Source organism: Paraburkholderia sp. Cpub6 (assembly GCF_014201065.1).
Taxonomy (GTDB): Bacteria; Pseudomonadota; Gammaproteobacteria; order Burkholderiales; family Burkholderiaceae; genus Paraburkholderia; species Paraburkholderia tuberum.
This window is the reverse complement of sequence record NZ_JACHDM010000005.1, coordinates 355,666-374,905: the sequence shown is the minus strand read 5'-3', so window position 1 is coordinate 374,905 and position 19,240 is coordinate 355,666. Positions and strand designations below refer to the sequence as shown.

General features: G+C 65.0%; 15 protein-coding genes. 5 read left to right on the top strand and 10 right to left on the bottom strand.

Features of this window, described 5'->3' with window-relative positions; genetic code table 11:
• Positions 1-101: 101 nt before the first annotated feature.
• From ilvA to queF, 3 genes are read left to right on the top strand one after another with little or no spacing between them, the layout of a single operon-like run.
• Positions 102-1,667, top strand: coding sequence for a threonine ammonia-lyase, biosynthetic (gene ilvA, locus HDG33_RS12760; protein ID WP_409259005.1), 1,566 nt, complete (start codon positions 102-104; stop codon positions 1,665-1,667).
• A gap of 23 nt (positions 1,668-1,690) precedes the next feature.
• Positions 1,691-2,593: a 5'-nucleotidase gene (locus HDG33_RS12755; protein WP_184027079.1), complete on the top strand. Its 903-nt coding sequence runs from the start codon at positions 1,691-1,693 to the stop codon at positions 2,591-2,593.
• Positions 2,590-3,414 carry an NADPH-dependent 7-cyano-7-deazaguanine reductase QueF gene (queF, locus tag HDG33_RS12750; protein WP_184027076.1) on the top strand — a complete coding sequence of 275 codons (825 nt, stop codon included), beginning with the start codon at positions 2,590-2,592 and terminating at the stop codon, positions 3,412-3,414. Before HDG33_RS12755 ends, queF begins: the two co-directional genes overlap by 4 nt.
• Positions 3,415-3,506: 92 nt before the next feature.
• Here queF and HDG33_RS12745 read toward each other — a convergent pair whose 3' ends face one another.
• The 3 genes from HDG33_RS12745 to HDG33_RS12735 all read right to left on the bottom strand — a co-directional run bounded on the left by HDG33_RS12745 (position 3,507) and on the right by HDG33_RS12735 (position 6,340).
• Positions 3,507-3,893, bottom strand: coding sequence for a RidA family protein (locus HDG33_RS12745; protein ID WP_008923846.1), 387 nt, complete (start codon positions 3,891-3,893; stop codon positions 3,507-3,509).
• Positions 3,894-3,964: 71 nt separating this feature from the next.
• The gene (locus tag HDG33_RS12740) at positions 3,965-5,446 is read right to left on the bottom strand and encodes an amidohydrolase family protein (RefSeq protein WP_184002450.1); all 1,482 of its coding nucleotides are present in this window, start codon (positions 5,444-5,446) and stop codon (positions 3,965-3,967) included.
• Positions 5,447-5,449: 3 nt separating this feature from the next.
• The gene (locus HDG33_RS12735) at positions 5,450-6,340 is read right to left on the bottom strand and encodes a MurR/RpiR family transcriptional regulator (RefSeq protein ID WP_184027073.1); all 891 of its coding nucleotides are present in this window, start codon (positions 6,338-6,340) and stop codon (positions 5,450-5,452) included.
• Between the two features lie 155 nt (positions 6,341-6,495).
• Here HDG33_RS12735 and HDG33_RS12730 point away from each other — a divergent pair, with 155 nt between their 5' ends.
• Positions 6,496-7,773 carry an amino acid deaminase gene (locus HDG33_RS12730; RefSeq protein ID WP_090802982.1) on the top strand — a complete coding sequence of 426 codons (1,278 nt, stop codon included), beginning with the start codon at positions 6,496-6,498 and terminating at the stop codon, positions 7,771-7,773.
• A 104-nt stretch (positions 7,774-7,877) separates the two neighbouring features.
• On the opposite strand, the gene HDG33_RS12725 is transcribed toward HDG33_RS12730, so the two are convergent.
• Both HDG33_RS12725 and HDG33_RS12720 read right to left on the bottom strand, forming a co-directional pair.
• Entirely contained in the window at positions 7,878-8,378 is a 501-nt protein-coding gene (locus tag HDG33_RS12725; RefSeq protein ID WP_184027071.1) for a MarR family winged helix-turn-helix transcriptional regulator, read from the bottom strand.
• A gap of 30 nt (positions 8,379-8,408) precedes the next feature.
• Positions 8,409-10,004, bottom strand: coding sequence for an MDR family MFS transporter (locus HDG33_RS12720; RefSeq protein ID WP_184027056.1), 1,596 nt, complete (start codon positions 10,002-10,004; stop codon positions 8,409-8,411).
• A gap of 137 nt (positions 10,005-10,141) precedes the next feature.
• Here HDG33_RS12720 and HDG33_RS12715 point away from each other — a divergent pair, with 137 nt between their 5' ends.
• Positions 10,142-10,981: an EcsC family protein gene (locus HDG33_RS12715; protein ID WP_184027052.1), complete on the top strand. Its 840-nt coding sequence runs from the start codon at positions 10,142-10,144 to the stop codon at positions 10,979-10,981.
• On the opposite strand, the gene HDG33_RS12710 is transcribed toward HDG33_RS12715, so the two are convergent.
• The 5 genes from HDG33_RS12710 to HDG33_RS12690 form a co-directional block, all read right to left on the bottom strand.
• A complete protein-coding gene (locus HDG33_RS12710; protein ID WP_184027049.1) occupies positions 10,948-11,916 on the bottom strand; it encodes an alpha/beta hydrolase in 969 nt (322 codons plus the stop codon). The two genes, HDG33_RS12715 and HDG33_RS12710, sit on opposite strands and share 34 nt — an antisense overlap.
• Before the next feature lie 132 nt (positions 11,917-12,048).
• Positions 12,049-12,483, bottom strand: a complete 435-nt coding sequence (locus HDG33_RS12705; protein ID WP_184027046.1) for a CHRD domain-containing protein — start codon at positions 12,481-12,483, stop codon at positions 12,049-12,051.
• A gap of 448 nt (positions 12,484-12,931) precedes the next feature.
• Entirely contained in the window at positions 12,932-17,404 is a 4,473-nt protein-coding gene (locus HDG33_RS12700) for an ATP-binding protein (RefSeq protein WP_221311389.1), read from the bottom strand.
• 98 nt (positions 17,405-17,502) lie between these two features.
• Positions 17,503-18,249, bottom strand: a complete 747-nt coding sequence (gene aqpZ, locus HDG33_RS12695) for an aquaporin Z (RefSeq protein ID WP_184027043.1) — start codon at positions 18,247-18,249, stop codon at positions 17,503-17,505.
• A gap of 246 nt (positions 18,250-18,495) precedes the next feature.
• Positions 18,496-19,140 carry a response regulator transcription factor gene (locus HDG33_RS12690; RefSeq protein WP_184027040.1) on the bottom strand — a complete coding sequence of 215 codons (645 nt, stop codon included), beginning with the start codon at positions 19,138-19,140 and terminating at the stop codon, positions 18,496-18,498.
• Positions 19,141-19,240 lie beyond the last annotated feature (100 nt).

Below are 19,240 nucleotides of genomic sequence, written 5' to 3'. Positions count from 1 at the left end.
GGCGAGCTTCGATCGCGCGATTCCGATACGGCCCGGTTAAGTGCACGGCACCCGTCCGCGGAGCGCGCGGAACGGCCAGAGCGGGCACCGTTGGCGCTATCATTGACGTTTTCCCGTCTTACACAGCGCACCGCGCCACCCGCATGGCTTCCCACGACTACCTGAAAAAGACCCTGACCGCGCGCGTCTACGACGTGGCGCGCGAGACCGAACTCGAACGCGCGCCGAACCTGTCGGCGCGGCTGCGCAACCCGGTCTATCTGAAGCGCGAGGACAACCAGCCGGTGTTCTCGTTCAAGCTGCGCGGCGCATACAACAAGATGGCGCATATTCCGGCCGAGGCGCTCAGTCGCGGCGTGATCACCGCGTCGGCGGGCAATCATGCGCAGGGCGTGGCGTTATCGGCGGCACGCATGGGCGTGAAGGCGATCATCGTCGTGCCGGTGACGACGCCGCAGCTCAAGGTCGACGCGATCCGCACGCACGGCGGGCCGACCGTCGAGATCGTGCAGTTCGGTGAGTCGTATAGCGACGCCTATGGTCACGCGGTCAAGCTGCAGGAAGAGCGCGGCCTGACCTTCGTGCATCCGTTCGACGATCCGTACGTGATCGCCGGCCAGGGCACCGTCGCGATGGAAATCCTCAGCCAGCACCAGGGCCCGATTCACGCGATCTTCGTGCCGATCGGCGGCGGCGGTCTCGCGGCCGGTGTCGCCGCATACGTGAAATCGGTGCGCCCCGAGATCAAGGTGATCGGCGTGCAGACCGACGATTCGTGCGCGATGGCCGCGTCGTTGCAGGCGGGCGAGCGCGTGACGCTGAACGAAGTGGGCCTGTTCTCCGACGGCACCGCGGTGAAGCTCGTCGGCGAAGAAACCTTCCGTCTGTGCCGCGAATATCTCGACGAAGTGCTGCTCGTGAACACCGATGCGCTGTGCGCCGCGATCAAGGACGTGTTCCAGGACACGCGCAGCGTGCTCGAACCGGCGGGCTCGCTCGCGGTGGCCGGCGCCAAGCAGTATGCCGAGCGGGAAGGCATCGAGAACCAGACGCTGATCGCGATCACGTCGGGCGCGAACATGAACTTCGACCGCATGCGCTTCGTCGCCGAACGCGCGGAAGTGGGCGAAGCGCGCGAAGCGGTCTTCGCGGTGACGATCCCCGAAGAGCGCGGCAGCTTCAAGCGTTTCTGCGAGCTGCTCGGCACGCGCAGCGTCACCGAGTTCAACTACCGGATCGCCGACGCGAACTCGGCGCATATTTTCGTCGGCGTGCAGATCCGCAATCGCAGCGAATCGGCGCAGATCGCCGGCGCCTTCGAAGCGCACGGCTTCGCCACCGTCGACCTGACCTTCGACGAACTGTCGAAGCAGCACATCCGCTACATGGTCGGCGGCCGCTCGCCGCTCGCGCGCGACGAACGACTGTTTCGCTTCGAGTTTCCGGAACGTCCAGGCGCGCTGATGAAATTCCTGTCGTCGATGGCGCCGAACTGGAACATCAGCCTGTTCCACTACCGCAACCAGGGCGCGGACTACAGCTCGATTCTGGTCGGCATTCAGGTGCCCGGGAGCGACCACGCGGCGTTCGAGCGCTTCATCGAAACGCTTGGCTATCCGTGCTGGGAAGAGACGAAAAATCCGGTCTATCGCCTCTTCCTCGCCTGATCTCTTCGAACCGGAACGCAACGATGGCGCTTTCGCTCGTCGACAAACTGGTGGTCGCAATCTCGTCGCGCGCACTGTTCGACTTCGAGGAAGAGAACCGTGTCTACGAGGCCGGCGACCTGAAGGCTTACGAAGCGTTGCAGCGCGAGCGTCTGAACGTGCCCGCGAAACCGGGCGTGGCGTTTCCGCTGATCCGCAAGCTGCTTGCGCTGAACGCCGGCGGTCATCGCGTCGAAGTGGTGATCCTGTCGCGCAGCGATCCGATCAGCGGTCTGCGCGCGTTTCATTCCTGCCGCGAAAACGGGCTCGCGATCGAGCGCGGCGTGTTCACGCGCGGCCGCGCGCCGTTCGGTTATCTGAAGCCGCTGAACGCTTCGCTGTTTTTGTCGGCGAACCAGCACGACGTGCGCGATGCGCTCGCCGCTGGCTTCCCAGCCGCACGCGTGTTGCCGGAATCGGCGAAAATGGCGAGCAAATACCCGGACGAGATCCGCATTGCGTTCGACGGCGACGCGGTCTTGTTTTCCGACGAAGCGGAACGCATCTTCCAGCAAGACGGCCTGCGCGCGTTCGTCGGTCACGAGATCGACAACAAGCATCTGCCGCTCGCGGACGGTCCGCTCAAGCCGCTGCTCGAAGCACTGCACCGGCTGCAAAAACTCGCGGGCGCGGCCGCGCCGATGCGCATTCGCACGGCGCTGGTGACGGCGCGCTCGGCTCCCGCGCATGAGCGCGCGATCCGCACCCTGATGGCATGGAACATCGAAATCGACGAAGCGATGTTCCTCGGCGGCCTCGACAAAAGCGCATTTCTGCGCGAGTTCGAGCCCGACTTTTTCTTCGACGACCAGATCGGCCACTGCGAATCGGCCCGCGTCGTAACCGCGACCGGGCACGTGCTGAGTGGCATCGTGAACGCATCATGACACCCGAACAATCCCCGCTCGGCAAGTCCTCGACTTACACCGAACAATACGATCCGACGCTGCTATTTCCGATTGCGCGCAGCCATGCCCGCGAGGCGATCGGCATTACCGCGCGACTGCCGTTTTTAGGCACCGACATCTGGAACGCCTACGAGCTGTCGTGGCTGAACGCGCGCGGCAAGCCGCAGATCGCCGTCGCGACGTTCTTCGTGCCGGCCGACTCGCCGAACATCGTCGAGTCGAAATCGTTCAAGCTGTATCTGGGCTCGTTCGCGCAGACTGCGTTCGACTCGGCCGAGAGCGTGCGCGACACGATCAGGCGCGACGTGTCCGCGTCGTGCGGCGCGACCGTGTCGGTACATCTGAGCACACCACACGAATTCGGCAAGCTGAAAATGGAAGAATTCGACGGCCTGTCGCTCGACCGGCTCGAACTCGAGGCGAGCGTCTATCAGCCGGACGCGTCACTTTTGAGCGCGGCGCGCGACGAAGCGCCGGTCGAGGAAACGCTGTTCTCGAACCTGCTGAAGTCGAACTGCCCGGTGACCGGTCAGCCGGACTGGGGCAGCGTGCAGATCCACTACACAGGCTCGCAGATCGATCACGCAGGCCTCTTGCGATACATCATCTCGTACCGCAATCACACCGGGTTTCATGAGCAATGCGTCGAGCGAATCTTCGTCGACATCATGAAGATGTGCAAACCGCTGAAGCTCGCCGTCTATGCGCGCTACACGCGTCGCGGCGGGCTCGACATCAACCCGTTCCGCACCAACTACAACCTGCCGATGCCGGACAACATGCGGCTCGCGCGGCAGTAACGCCAACACAAAAAACAGCGGTAGACGCGACGAGGGCGCCGCAGGCCATCACGACCTGCGGCGCCCTCGTCACATGAAAGCCATCAAAGCGATCAGGCCGCCGGCTTCTTATAAGCGACGCAATCCACCTCGACCTTGCAGTCGATCACCATCGACGACACCACGCACGCGCGCGCCGGCGGATTCTCGCCAAAATACTCGCGAAACACCTTGTTGAACGACGCGAAGTCGCGCGGATCGTCGAGCCACACGCCGCAACGCACGACGTGCTCGGCGCCATAGCCCGCTTCCTTCAGGATCGCGAACACGTTCTGGATCGCCTTGTGCGATTGCTCGACGATGCCGCCGTTGATCACTTCGCCGTTTTCCATCGGCGTCTGGCCCGACACGAACAGCCAGCCGTCCGCCTCGACCGCGCGCGCGAACGGCATCACCTGACCGCCCGTTCCCTTTCCGCCTTCCACGCCATATCGCTTCATCGTCACACTCCTTAAAAAGTCGGGCACGCGCGGCGCCCTCGCCGCGCGTGCCGCCATCAATCGAGAAAAAATCAGAACGCGCCCTGCGCATCGCCCTTCGACGGCGCGCCGCGCGTGACGAACCGGCCAGCCCGCTCGCCCGTCACCGCGCCATCGCGATACGACAGCACGCCGTTGACCCACACCGCGTCGATGCCGGCAGCGGGCTGCTGGGGCTTGTCGAACGTCGCCACGTCATGCACTTTCGCCGGATCGAACAGCACGAGGTCGGCGTGATAGCCGATATGCACTTCGCCGCGTTGCGCGAGTCCGAAGCGGCGCGCGGACAGGCTCGTCATCTTGCGCACCGCTTCCTCGAGCGGCAGCAAAGCGGCATCGCGCGCATAGTGACCGAGCACGCGCGGAAACGCGCCCCACAGCCGCGGATGCGGCAGCGGATCGTTCGGCAGGCCGTCGGAGCCGACCATCGTCGCCGGATGCGACAGGATGCGCCGCACGTCGTCTTCGGACATGTTGTGATAGACCGCGCCGGCCGGCTGCAGGCGCTTGCCCGCCTCCTGCTGCGAGACGCCCCATTCGGCCGCGACTTCCTTGATCAGCTTGCCCGCCATTTCCGGATGCGGCTCGGACCACGTGATCGTGATGTCGATGTCGCCTGTCACCTGCTTCAGATCGAGCGTCGACGAGCTGCGGTTGTACGGATAGCAGTCGCAACCGACCGGCTGCCCGCCGCGCGCGCCCTCGAGCGACTTCAGCACTTCGACGCTGCGCCCCCAGTTCGACGGCCCTGCGCACTTCAAATGCGAGATCACGACCGGCACACGCGCATGACGACCGACGCGGTAGGCCTCGTCCATCGCGTCGAGAATCGCGTCGAACTCGGTGCGCATATGGGTCGTGTACAGCGCGCCCGCGGCCGCGAGCGGCTCGGCGAGCGCCATCACTTCCTCGGTCGGCGCGGCGAACGCCGAACCGTATGCGAGCCCCGAGCTGAGGCCGAGCGCGCCGTGCGCGAGCGCTTCCTCGAGCTGCGCGCACATGCGCTCGATTTCCTCGGCAGTCGCGGCGCGATCGAGCCGGTCCATCTGGTTGTTGCGCAACGCCGTGTGGCCGATCAGCGCGCCGACGTTCACCGCCGGCCGCGCGGCGTTCACCGCGTTCACATAGTCGGCGAAGGTCGGGTACTGGAACGCGTCGCGCTCGCCGAGCAGGTTCATCGGATCGGGCGGATCGCCCTTCAGCGATACCGGCGACGCGCTGATGCCGCAATTGCCGACGATCACCGTCGTCACGCCCTGGGTGATCTTCGGCAGCATCTGCGGCGAGCGGATCACATGCGTGTCGTCGTGCGTGTGTACGTCGATAAAGCCCGGCGCGAGCGCGCGCCCCTCGGCCTCGATCACCTCTTCGGCGAGCCAGTTCGACAGATTGCCGATCGCGGCGATGCGCCCGTCGCGGATCGCCACGTCGCGCTCGACGGGCGGCGCGCCCGTGCCGTCGTACAGTTGCGCGCCGACGATCAGCGTGTCGGCGGCTTCGGGATGCGAATGCATGGATCAGTCTCCTAACGGTTGTCGATTGCCGCCGCCGCGGTGCGCGTCGAGCGCGTGCTTCATGCGGCGCAGCAATTCGCGGCTTTCGTCGCCTTGACTGACGGCAAGTTCGGTGACGAGCACATCGAGCGCCATCATCATCGCGTAACGGGACGACGACGGCTTGTAAATGAAATCGGTTTCGAACGCGACGATCGGGATCAGCCAGTTGGCGAGCTTCGCCAGCGGCGACGCGGGCGCCGTCAGCGCGACCACCGTCGCACCGTAGCTGCGCGCGATCTTGCAGTTCTCGACCATCTCGGGCACGCGCCCCGTGGTGGACAGCGCGATCACGACGCACTCGCGCGACACCGTGCTCGCCACCATGCGCTGCAACAGCCCGTCCTGATAGGTCGCGACCGGGCGGCCGAGGCGCACGAGCCTGAAACGCATTTCGTCAGCGAGCGCGGTCGAGCCGCCGCCCATGCCGAACACGTAGATCATGCGCGCATCGCGCAGCGCGGCCGCCGCTTCGGCGAGCGGCGCCTGGCGCAGCAGTTGATGATTGTGCGCGAGCGCCGTTTGCAGCTCGTCGAAGACGCGCGTGGCGATCGGCTCGGGTGCGTCGCTTGCGGTGTCGCGCTCGAGAAACCGTTGACCGACCGCGGCCGCCTGCGCGAGCCGCAGCTTGAGTTCGCGCACGTCGCGGCAGCCGACCGCCTTCGCGAAGCGCGTAACGGTCGCGATGCTGACCTCGGCCTGCTGTGCCAGCGCGCCGATGCTCGCGCGCGACGCGCCGGTCAGATCGTCGAGGATCAGCGCGGCGACCTTGCGTTCGGCCGAGCGCAACTCCGGCGCGCACTCGGCAATGCGCGCGACGATGTCGAAAGCGAGCGGTTCGGCGCTACGGTTCATGGCAGGCGGTGGGGTTCGCGGCATGGCTTTCGCAGCCCTTTCCGGCGGCCTTCGAAACCCATGGTACTAAATAACATTCGTTCAGACATCGTACTTTCGATAACATGGTAAAGTCAAATCTGACTCAATTTACCCGGACGATGGAGCACGGAGACATGAAAGTTACAAACTATCAGGGCGCGACGATTGATCCTTATAGCAAGGGCTTGGGCATGGTTCCGGGCACGAGCATCCAGCTGACGGACGCCGCGCGCCTCGAGTGGAACCTGCTCGCCGAGGACGTCAGCCTCCCGGCCGCCGTGCTGTACGCCGATCGCGTCGAGCACAACCTGAAGTGGATGCAGGCGTTCGTTGCCGAATACGGCGTCAAGCTCGCGCCTCACGGCAAGACCACGATGGCGCCACAACTATTTCGCCGTCAGCTCGAAACCGGTGCGTGGGGCATCACGCTCGCCACCGCTCATCAGGTGCGCGCGGCGTACCACGGCGGCGTCTCGCGCATCCTGATGGCGAATCAGCTGGTCGGCCGTCACAACATGATGATGATCGCCGAATTGCTCAGCGATCCGGATTTCGAATTCTTCTGCCTCGTCGATTCGGCTGAAGGCGTCGAGCAACTCGGCGAATTCTTCACCTCGGTGAAGAAGCCGCTGCAGGTGCTGCTCGAACTCGGCGTGCCGGGTGGACGCACCGGCGTGCGCGACGAAGCGCAGCGCAACGCGGTGCTCGACGCGATCGCGCGCTATCCGGACGTGCTGAAGCTCGCGGGGGTCGAACTGTACGAAGGCGTGCTGAAGGAAGAACCCGAAGTGCGCGCGTTCCTGCAAGGCGCGGTTGCGGTCACTCGCGAACTTGTCGAGCAGGGGCGTTTCGCGCGCTCGCCGGCGGTGCTATCGGGCGCGGGATCGGCGTGGTACGACGTGGTCGCCGAAGAGTTCGCGCAGGCGACGCAATCCGGCAAGGTCGAGGTCGTGCTGCGTCCCGGCTGCTATCTGACGCATGACGTCGGCATCTATCGCAAGGCGCAGACCGACATTTTCAAGCGCAATCCTGTCGCGAAGAAAATGGGCGAAGGGTTGCTGCCGGCGCTGCAATTGTGGGCGTACGTGCAGTCCATTCCCGAGCCGGATCGCGCGATCATCGGCCTCGGCAAACGCGACTCCGCGTTCGACGCAGGCATGCCGGAGCCGGCGCGCCACTATCGCCCGGGCCAGCAAGCGCCGCGCGACATCGCCGCGAGCGAGGGCTGGGAAATCTTCGGCCTGATGGACCAGCACGCGTATCTGCGGATTCCCGCCGGCGCCGATCTGAAAGTGGGCGACATGATCGCGTTCGACATCTCGCATCCGTGCCTGACGTTCGACAAGTGGAAGCAGGTGCTGGTCGTCGATCCGCAGTATCGCGTGAAGGAAGTGATCGAGACGTTCTTCTGATCGGACCACGCCGCGCTGACTGAAGCGCGATCTGTTCCGCTAAAGAAAAAGGCCGTGCGCCCCCGGGCTCACAGCCTTTTTTATCGCCACGCGCGGACTAGAAATCACATGCGCTGCGCCGCCTCGTCGCCAGCGGTCTCCTGCGGCGCGGCGGCCACGGTCGCGGCGCCGGCGTTGGCCGTCACCTCGCCGATGCGCGTCTCCAACATTTTCAGCGCGCTCGACAACGCCGCGAGCGCCTCATCCGGCAACCCGGCCATCGTGTCGTGCAAGAACGCGTTGCGACGCGGCAGGCTCGCTTCGGTCGCTGCGTGGCCCGCTTCGGTCAGACGCACGTTGGTCACGCGGTTATCGCGCGTATCCATGCTGCGCGCGATCCAGCCCAACCCTTCGAGCGCCTTCAGCTGTCGCGTGAGCGCGCCAGGATCGACGCGCAACCGCTCGACGAGCCGCTTCTGCGACGACTCGCCGGCCTGCTCGCGCAGCGCGAGCAGAATGCGCCAGCGTGGCAACGGATGCCCCACCTTGGCCTCGAATGCCGACATGAACGCCCGATACGTGCGACCAAATTGCTGCATGACGGCGACGCGGTCCTGTTCTTCCATAATCTGCCTGTCCAACACCAAGTTCAAAAATCAGTCTGCGTGAATCACCGGCTCGAGCTTGCGCTGCAGCTTGATCGGCGGCACGCGGCGGGTTTGCCACACCGACACGACGGCGATCACCGCGGCCATCGCGAGACCCAGATGAATCGCCCCGACCAGCGCCTCGCGCGCACTTTCGAGCAACATCGCGCCGTTGTGGCCAGCGTGGGTCAACTGGTCGACGAGCGTGGTCTGCGCATCGCGGTTGATCAGGATCTGCGGATCGCCGAGATCGGCGAACCAGTGCGACGCGCCCGCGCCTTCGAGCGCATTGCGCACACCGCTCTTGTACATGTGGGTCACAAGCGTGCCGGTCAGCGCCGTGCCGATCATGCCACCGATCATCCGCAGCGACTGCAGCAACGCGGTCGCGATGCCGAGGTGTTCGCGGCCCGCGGTCTGCTGCGCGAAGATCGTCAGGTTCGGCATCACGAAGCCGAGCCCGAGGCCGCCGACGACCATGAACGACATCAGCACCCATTGCTGCATCGAACGGGTCGCGACGACGATGCCAAGGCATGACAGCGCGACCATCGCAAAGCCGATGTACAGCATCAGGTTCGGATTCTTCACCCGCGACACGACGCGCCCGTTCGCGATACTGCCGATCGTGATGAACACGACGAGCGGCGTGATCACGAGGCCCGCCTCTTTCGGCGACATGCCGAAGCCGCCCTGGAACAGCAGCGGTGCGTAGAACAGCAGCGAGAACATCGTGAAGCCGCCGAGCACGGCCAGCGTGAACAGCGCGGCCAGACTGCGGTTGCGGAACATGTCGACGGGCAGGATCGCGGTCGGGCAGCGCTTTTCCCATTTCCACAGCGTGACGGCCGACGCGACGGCGAGCCCGAGCAGCGCGAACGCGCTCAGCGTGATGCCATGCTTCGGCAGCAATTCGACGAACAGCTGCAGTGAGCCGAGCGCGATCGCGATCAGCAGCGCGCCGGGCCAGTCGAGCCGCATTTTGCCGGTATGTTCGACGTGCCGCAGATGCGGCAGGAAACGCCAGACGAAAAACAGCGACAGCAGCCCGACCGGCAAATTCACATAGAACACCGAGCGCCAGCCGTAGTACTGCGTGAGAAAACCGCCGAGCGACGGGCCGACCGCATTGGCGATGCCGAACGCCGAGCTCATCAGCACCTGCCAGCGCAGCCGCACGACGGAATCGGGGAACAGATCGGGAATGCATGCGAACGCGGTGCCGACGAGCATGCCGCCGCCAATGCCCTGCAACCCGCGCGCGAGCACGAGAAACAGCATGCTGTTGGCCGCGCCGCACAGCACCGAGGCGCCGGTGAACACGACGATCGACGCAATCACGAACGGCTTGCGCCCGTAATAATCACCAAGCCGCCCGAAAATCGGTACGGTGATCACCGAGGTCAGCAGATACGAGGTTGCGACCCATGCGTACAACTCGAAGCCTCGGAGTTCGGACACGATGGTGGGCAGCGCGGTGCCGACCACGGTCTGGTCGAGCGCGACCAGCATCGTGACGAACGAGATGCCGAGCATGGCCAGCAGGGATTCGCGGAACGGTAAGACTTGCCCACTCGAATGGTGAGCGGCGGTATGGACAGCCATTTTTGATGGAGCAAAAGTTGACGTGTCAAAAGATTGGGGATCATACCATGGTGCGACGCTCCAGGCGGGACGGAACGCGTCTTGCAACGCGGTAGACTGACTTCAAGTACGCAAGACACGACATGCCAGGGAGGCCCATGCAGCCGAGTTCGCTCGCAACACCATCCTTATCGGAGCAGGACCTCGCCGCGCTGCGGCGCGCGAAACACCAGCTCGAAAGCCCCGCGCTCACGATGAAGCTCGCGAGCGTCGTCGGCGCGCCGATCGAGAAGCTGCTATCGCGCATCCCGGCGTTCGCCAACGAAAAAGTGTCCGATGCGACGCAGGCCGCGTTGCGCAAATGTCTGTCGATCGCGCTACGCACGCTCGGCCGGCGCGACGACGCTAAGCTTCTCGCGCCCGACAAGCCGAACAACCTGCTGCACAAGTTCGCGGTCGCGACCACCGGCGCGGCCGGCGGGGCGTTTGGATTGATCGCGCTGCCAGTCGAGCTGCCGGTCACGACTACGCTAATGTTCCGCTCGATCTGCGACATCGCGCGCAGCGAGGGCGAGGACCTGACCTCGGTCGACACGCAGCTGCAATGCCTGACCGTGCTCGGCATGGGCGGTACATCGAGCGAGGACGACGACGCCGACCTCGGCTACTTCTTCATGCGCGGCGCGCTAGCGCAGGCGGTGTCGAAGGCGTCGTCCGAGGTGGCCAGCAAGGGCTTCACGACCCACGGCTCGGCGGCGCTGCTGCGACTGCTCAACGCGATCGCCGCGCGCTTTTCGGTGCAGGTCAGCGAACAGATCGCTGCCAAATCGATTCCCGCGATCGGCGCGGTGCTCGGCGCGATGGTCAACACCGTGTTTATCGATCACTTCCAGCAGGTCGCGCACGGGCACTTCACCGTGCGGCGGCTCGAGCGGCAATACGGCGAGCAAACGATCGAAGCCGTCTATCGGACGCTCGACGTCACGCTCGACGCCTGAGCCCTGTTCGCGGCGCGGCTCGTCGCGCGTCGCACGAACGCGGCCGCGCGATCGAGCGCGCGGTTCGCCTCCGGCATGAACGGCGCGAACATCGGCCACACGTGCGGCAGGTTTTTCCACACCTCGCATTCGCAATCGACTCCTGCCGCGTGCGCATGGTCGGCGACGCGGCGCGCGTCGTCGAGCAGCACCTCGGTGCTGCCCGCCTGCAAGAACAGCGGCGGCAGACCGCGCAGGTCCGCGTAGACCGGCGACGCGTACGGATGCGTGGCCGGCGCGTCGCCGAGATAGACCTTGGCCGCGCGCTCGATCGAGGCGCCACAGAACATCGGATCGACGCTGTCGTTGGTGCGCAGGCTCGCGCCGGTCGTCGCCAGATCGGTCCACGGCGAGAACAGCAGGCCGCCAGCGGGCATCGGTGCGCCGGCGTCGCGCAGCGCGACCAGCGTGGCGAGCGCGAGGCCGCCGCCGGCCGAGTCGCCGGCGACCACGATCGAGCTCGGTGCGATGCCCATCGCGAGCAGCTGTCGATAGGCGGCGGTGGCGTCCTCAAGCGCGGCCGGAAAGCGATGCTCGGGCGCGAGGCGGTAGTCGAGGGAGAAGAGCCGCGCGTCTGCGCGGGTAGCGAGAGCGAACGTTAGCGACCGATGCGTGCGCGGCGAGCAGAAGTAGTAGCCTCCGCCGTGGCAATACAGCACCGTCGGCTCCGCGCCGCCGGCCGTGCCGCCGTCCACGCGTTCCAGCCATTCGCCGACGAGCGGCGCCTCGCCCGCGCCATACGTTTCGCGAAGATGCCAGCCGCGCGGCACGCGTGGCGACCACACCCGCTTCGAGGTCAGCGCGCGCGCCCGCTCGACGTTGATAGACGGCTTGAGGGTTTCGGGCCGGAACTGCCTGCGCAAATACCAGCAAGCGAGCGCGCTTTGCCAGCTCATCGGGACATGCTCCTTCGTTGAAGTCCCGTCATGGTACTGGCAGTGGCGGGGGCGCCGTTGGTTGGCGGGTTCTAACGGTGTGAAGCTGCTTTTGGCCGCGGCACGCGCGCTCGGCCCACGCGAGGCCCACGCCTAGTTCGCCGGCAACACCTGCCCGCGAATTTCGCCCGTCGGATTCTGCGCGGTATGAACATTGAAGTACCACTGCCCCGCCATCAGATCCGTGACCTGCTGCTCGGTCAGCTTCGCCGTGCCTTTGATCGGACTCGCGAGGCCATTCTTCCCGATCGGCACCTGGACCTTCGCGTTCTGGCCAACCGGCGCGGGACCGTTGAAATGCGCGGCGGTGACCGGACTGCTCAAGCCTTCGTAAGTAACAGTCCACTGCAGCGATTGGGTGGACGTGTCGAAGGTCGCATTCAGCATGCCGTGCCCGTGACTCACGCGCGGCGGCACTTCGCTCGACGGCTGGAGATTCGCCTTCAGCGCAACCGTATCCGCGAACGCAGCGCCCGACGCAAGCGCCCACACCACCACGGCCAGATTCAATTTTCGCAGCGAAATCATGGTCTTCTCCGGACATTGACGCGCCACCGCGCACCCGTGTCGGCCGTGCGGAGCTTCCACATACTAGTGCAAATCATTTGGAGCCGGTGAGGTTGGGATGGTGGCTTGCGCGGGCCGCTTTAATTCGAACCGGACTGTGATTAAAACAGAAGGCCTGATGGGCAAGGTGCGCAATGCGCACCGGCGTTCGTCACGATATGCCTAAAATACCGGCAAAAACGTAGTGCGAAATCGTTTTAATCGATTTAATCGAAAAGTTAATTGCGCGATTTGCAATGAACAAATGACGCTGTTCCTGGTATGCTTCGATTTGCGAGAAGTGACTCCTTCATCGAAGGATGTCTCCAAATCTTTAACGCGGCTTCGGCCGCGTTTTTTTTCGTCCCGATTTTGGTCGCGCCCGTTTGAATCGGCCGCGTATTCGCGCGAGGTCACCGCCCGCCGCCCGCTAGACGAGCAATGCGGCCTGCTGTTCGATGCCATCGAGCATCGCCTCGCATTGGCGGATTAGCGCATGCCCCTCGTTACGCAACTGCTCGGGCGACTTCGCGACAATGTCGCGACGATAGGCTTCGAGCGCGTGTACGAGTGGCTGATACTGCAGCACGCTGGCCGCCCCCATCACCCGATGCAGCCACTCGGGCACCCGCCCCGTGTCTGCGCGTTCGAGTAACGTCGCAAGCGCGTTGAAGTCTTCGCGCATCGACGAGATGAATGAACCGAGCAACGCCTTGACCGTCGACTCGCTTCCCCATAACTGCGTCATGTGTGCTAGTTCGACGGGCACGTACGGTTCGACTTCGACACCGACGCGCTGCGTGATCTGCCGCTCGCCGGCCGGCGCAGACGATTCGCGACCGCATGTTTCTGCCGGCGCGGGGTGCCGAACGGTGTCGGTGCCAAACCAGCGGCTCAGGTAGTCGCGCAACGTGGCGAGCCGAGTCGGCTTGATCAGACTGTCGTCCATGCCGGCTTCGCGGCACAGCCTCAGGTCGTCGGGCGCGGTGTTGGCCGTGATGCCGAGTATCGGCAGACGCTGCGCGTCGCCGCGCAGCAGTGCCTCCGCTTCGCGGATACGGCGAGTCAGTTCGTAACCGGACAGGTTCGGCATGTGACAGTCCGTGATCAGGCAGCCATAGCTCGTGCGCTCGAGCGCGAGAAGCGCTTCGGCGCCGTCGTTCGCGACGTCGCACGCGAACCCCAGCAGGGCGAGTTGATGGCGGATCAACTCCTGATTGACTGGGTGATCTTCCGCGACAAGAATCAGTCGCCCGCTCGCGATCGCGCGTTCACGATCCGGCGGCGGAGCGACGCCATCGGTCGAGAACGGCACGCCTGGCGCTCGCGGTACCATCGGGGACATCGACGACAGGCCCGTCATCGCGGCCGCGCATGCGGCGCCGAGGCCGCGCCACGAAATCGGATTGATGCTCACGCGCACCTTGTCGTCGAGGATGCGGTAACCCGTCGGCATCGGCTTTTCGGTCAGCGTGACGACACGCGCATTTGCGCCGATCTGTACGGGCAACGTGACGTCCTCGCCGACGAACAGCAGATCCGCGCGGCTCAGCACGCCGCTTTTGCCCTGCGTCGCCGCAGCGGCCGAGAGGCTGCGCAGTTCGAGCCCGAGCGCCTCGCCGAAGTGTGCGAGAGCACGGCCGATGCGCGGATCTCGCGTGATCACGACGGCGCGTTTGCCGCGCAGACCGTTGATCGAATAACGCCGTTCGACGATCGGCATCGTCAGCCGCACGATCATCCTCGTGCCGTGGCCCGGTTCGCTGCGCAGCGCGAGCGTGCCGTTCATCAGGTCGATCAGCTTGCGGCAGATCGTCAGCCCAAGGCCCGTGCCGCCGAAGCGCCGCGTGGTGGACGACTCAGCCTGCACGAACGGCTCGAACAGGCCCGCCTGCACATCCGGCGCGATGCCGATGCCGGTGTCCTCAACGGTCAGCTCCAACGTCTGCGAGTCCGCGCGATCCTGGACGACCGCCACGCTCACACCCACCTCGCCCTTCGGCGTGAACTTGATCGCATTGCCAAGCAGATTGAACAGAATCTGGCGCAGACGCACGCTGTCGCCGCGGAGCGTCGCGGCGGCGTCGGTCGCGATGTCGACGCGCACTTTCAGCCCTTTTTCGTGGGCGCGCCCCGCGAGCAGGCCGACCGCGTTATCGACGAGTTCGCGCAGATCGATCGGCTCGGCTTCGAGCGTGAGCCGCCCCGCCTCGATCTTCGAATAATCGAGCAGATCATCGAGAATCTGCAGCAGCGCGCCCGCCGACTCATGGATCATGCCGAGCATTTCGCTCTGATCGGAACTGAGCGGCGTGCGCTCGAGCACTTCGACGAGACCGAGCACACCGTTCATCGGGGTGCGGATTTCGTGGCTCATCATCGCGAAGAAGTCGTCCTTCGCGCGCGAGGCCGCCTCGGCCACGTCGCGTGCCCGCGCGAGTTCCTCCGAACGCGCGCGCTCGACGCTCGCATCGACCCAATAGCCGCTCCAAACGACGCTGCCATCGGCTTCTCGCCGCGGCACCAGCTCGGCCCGCACCCACTTTAGTTGACCGGCGTTTTCCAGGCGGAACTCCATATGCACGGGGGAGGCGCAGCTCGCGGAACGCTCGAGCTCGGCGAGAACGCGCGGCCGATCCAGCTCCGACACTCGCTGGAAATCGACCCGTGCCCCCCCATGCCAATCACCCTCGCCGAGCAGATGCCGCGTGTCGCCGCCGATGTACGGGAAGGAATACGCGCCGGACGGCGAGCGCCGCAACTGGAACACGACGGCGGGCAACGAGCGCGTGACGTCGAACAGGCGCCGTTCGGTTTCGCTCGCGAGCATTTCAGCGCGCCGGATGTCGGTGATGTCGACCATCGTGCCAAGCACGTACGCCGGATGCCCATCGCTGGCCTCGCAGACGCTCGTCCAGAAAATTCCATGCCGCGTCTCGCCAGCGCCTTCCTCGAACTGGAGTTCGACTTTCGCGATGCCGCCGCCGCGCAGGATCTCGCCCGTGATGTCGTCGAGCACGCGGCTGTTTGCGTCGCCCCATGTGCCGACCTCGGTCGTCGTGCGCCCGAGCACGTCCTTCCGCTCCAGCCCGCACGCTTTCTCATAGGCCTCGTTGATCGCGATGTACCGTCCGTCCAGGCCTTTCGCGATGAGCGGATACGGCACCGTCTTCATCATCGTTTCCTGGAAGTTCAATTGCAGTGCGAGTTCGCGCTCGGTCTGCTTGCGTAGCCGGACTTCGCGTTGCAGCAGCACGTACGCGCGCAACGTGACCAGCAGCACGACGCCGATGCCGATCAGCACCGGCAGCAGCCGCACCGCAGTCACGCTCCATACGGCGTTGTCCGGCGCGGCGGGACTCACCCACTTGCGCCGGATGCGCTGCTTTTCGGCTGCCGGCATTGCCTGCAACGCGCGATCGATCAGCTTGACGAGCGGGCTCAGATCCTCGCGCACAGCAAAATACAACGAGTCGGATTCGCCGAGCGAGTCGAGCACCCTGAGCGCGCCGACGTAGTGCTGCCGCAGTTGCACGTTGATCGCGGCAGCGTTGCCGACCAGCACGTCGGCCTCGCCGCTCGCGACCATGCGCGTCGCCTCGCCCAGGCTCGCCGCGACGACGATGTGATCGACCGGCACCGCTTCCAACGCGAGCGGCACCGAGCCGGCCACATGCGGCGACATCACGACGCGGCACGACGTGATGTCGTCGAACGAGCATGGGGGCGGCGCGCCGCTCCGCCCGACGATCACCAGCGGATCGCTCTCGTACACCCGGCTATGGTCGGCGCCTACCAGAAGCGCGGCGCGACTCGATGTGGAGGACAGCATCGCGAGGTCGCCACGCTGGAACGCTTCGACGGCGGCGGCCCAGTCGGCCATGCGCGCGCGGTTGAACACGACACCGAGCGTGCTGCTCAGGTACGTAAGGTAATCGGCGGTCAGACCGACGGGGCGGCCTGCGGAATCGACATAGCTGAACGGCGCCCAGTCGTTGTCGAAGCCGACCTGCAACGGCGGCAGCGAACGCAGCCAGTTCTTTTCTTCCGGCGTCAACGTGAAGCGTGGTGCATGCGGCGCGGGCGCCGCGTTGAAGTTGCCGGACAGCCAGCGCGCGCGTATCGCGGCGGCCTCGGCGGGATTCATCGACACGAGCGCGCGGTTCAGCTGATCGCGCAAAGCAGGCTGTCGAGGCGATACGGCAAAGCGCAGGTCGAGCGCTTTGCCGCCTTGCTCGAACGCTACGCGCAGATTGCGATACGCGTCGGTCGCCAGTTCGTATTGCACGACCGGCGTGAAGCCGAAGTAGACGTCTGCATCGCCATGCAGTAGCGCGTTCAGCGCTTCGTGCGTGCTCGCGAACGAGACGATACTCGCGCGAGGAAAACCTGCGCGCAACAAACGCTCACGCGCAAAACCGCGCTCGATTGCGATACGCGCGCCAGCGAGGTCGGTGGGGTTCACATGCCGGGCGTCGTCGCGCCGCACGACGGCCGAGGCGAACGAGTGGAAGTAAGGAGCCGTAAAGCTGAGGCAGCGCTCGCGCTCCGGCGTGCGCGCTATGCTCGTCAGCAGGTCGACCTCGCCGGCGCAAGCCGCGGCGACCAGCTTGGCCATGTCGGGAAAGCTCTTCGTCTCGACGACGACGTTCGGCCCCACGAGCGCGCGCAACAGGTCGCCGCTGACGCCGGCGAGCCGGCCGCCCTGCGGAATGTCGAACGGCGCCCAGCCTCCTTCGAGAATGCCGACCGTCAATCTGGCAGGAAATGCAATGGATGACGACGCGGAAGAACCCGCTCCCACTGCGGAAATTACGGGTGGCTGTGACGCAGCGCCGGCAGGTCCGGCCATGCAGACCGCATCCGTAACCGCCAGCAGAAAAAACGCGAGCCAATGCGTCATTGAGTGGCGCGGCGAGCGCGGCCACAGACACCGCAACAAACGCCGCAGCCCCAATGTCAGCACCGCATCGACCGGAAGTGGTGAGTACCGTCCCTCGCTCACGAAACGTCACCCTGCCCGTCCACCAACGACACCGAAGACGAATCGGCTCCGCCGTCCAGAAACGAAAACAGCACGCCAGCCGCGATTGCTCCGGCCAACGGCGCGGCCCAGAATAGCCACAACTGATCCAGCGCCCAGTTGCCGACGAACAGCGCCTGCGCGGTCGAGCGTGCGGGATTGACCGCTCCATTGGTGATCGGAATGGACACCAGGTAGACGAGCATCAGAGATGCGCCGGTGATGAACGGCGCAATCGTTGCCACCTCTTTTCGAACGACGACCAGCAGGCATGCTCCGACAAACACGAACGACAGCACGAATTCCACGACGAGCGCCGCATGCAATGGATAGTCGGCGGGCGAATGAGCGCCGAAGCCGTTCGCCGCGAATTCACTCGCGGAGAGTTCGAAACCTGGCCGGCCGCTGGCGAGGTAGGCGAGCAGCGCCGCGGCGACTATTGCGCCCCAGATTTGCGCAGCGATATAGGGCAAGACATCACGCACGGGAAAGCGCTGCGCGATCGTCAGGCCGATGGTGACGGCAGGATTGAAATGCGCGCCGGAAATCTTGCCGAAGGCATAGCTGCCGGTAGCAAGCGCAAGACCGAACGCCAACGACATTTGCAACGCGCCAGTGCCCTGCAGCACGCCTGTGGTGTCCAGCACCGTACTGCCGCAGCCGACGAACACGAGCCAAGCCGTACCCACACCCTCGCTGCACAATCGCTTGCCTAGCGCAACCATCTCTATCCCGTCCATCAAGTATGAGGCACAGACGCCAAACGATCGCGCGAAGAGGTCTGCACCGGATTCCCCTGATCCATTGGTAATCGGATCACGAACCAGCCGCTTGGCAGTTGCGGCGCAAGGCGCGCAATGACAGGCGCGCCAGGATTATTGGGTGCCCCCCAACGCCACGGCAATCAGATAAGTCTGATAAGGGCTACCTCAAATCCATCGAGAACAAGAATTTGTGACCGTTGCTGCGCCTCATATCAGCCCAATCTGAGTGGCGTAGTTGATCAGGTCGGCTTCTGTTTCCAGTCCGAGCTTGCGCATCGCGCTGCGTTTTTGCGTGCTGATGGTTTTGTCGCTACGTCGCAGACGTGTGGCGATCTCGTGCACCGCGAGGCCTCGCACATAGAGTTGAAACACCTCCCACTCGCGTGCGCTCATCACACCGCCGCGCCGGGGCGGCGCAGGCTCCGCGGTCGCGAGTGCGGCCCGAACCTGTTCCGATAGATGGGTGCCCCCGGCGGCAACGGCTTCGATTGCGTCGATCAATGCGTCCACGACGTCGCGCTTGTCGACGATTCCAGTCACGCCGATATTGCGCAAGCCGGCCAACACATGCGCGCGCCCAATCATGGTCAGCACGACCACGTGGGGATGCGGCGTGCGCCGTAGCAGCCGGCGCAATAGCGGCACCGCGCTGGTGTCTCCGTCGAGTCCCGGCATGCCGATGTCCGACACGACGACGTCGCATGCGCAGGCATCGAGCAGCTTCGCGAGACCACGGGTGTCGGCAGCTTCGCCGACAATTTCGATATTCGGCTTGTCGCGCAGCAGAGATCGGACGCCCGCGCGAATGGAGTCGTGATCGTCCGCCACGACGACGTGAATCTTGTTTGGCATTCTTTTCCGTGACTTTTTTATGGTGTCGATCGGGCATACCGCACGAAATGTGTCCCCCGGTTATGCCGATATATTCGCCGCGCGGCTGCGCAGAATGTTG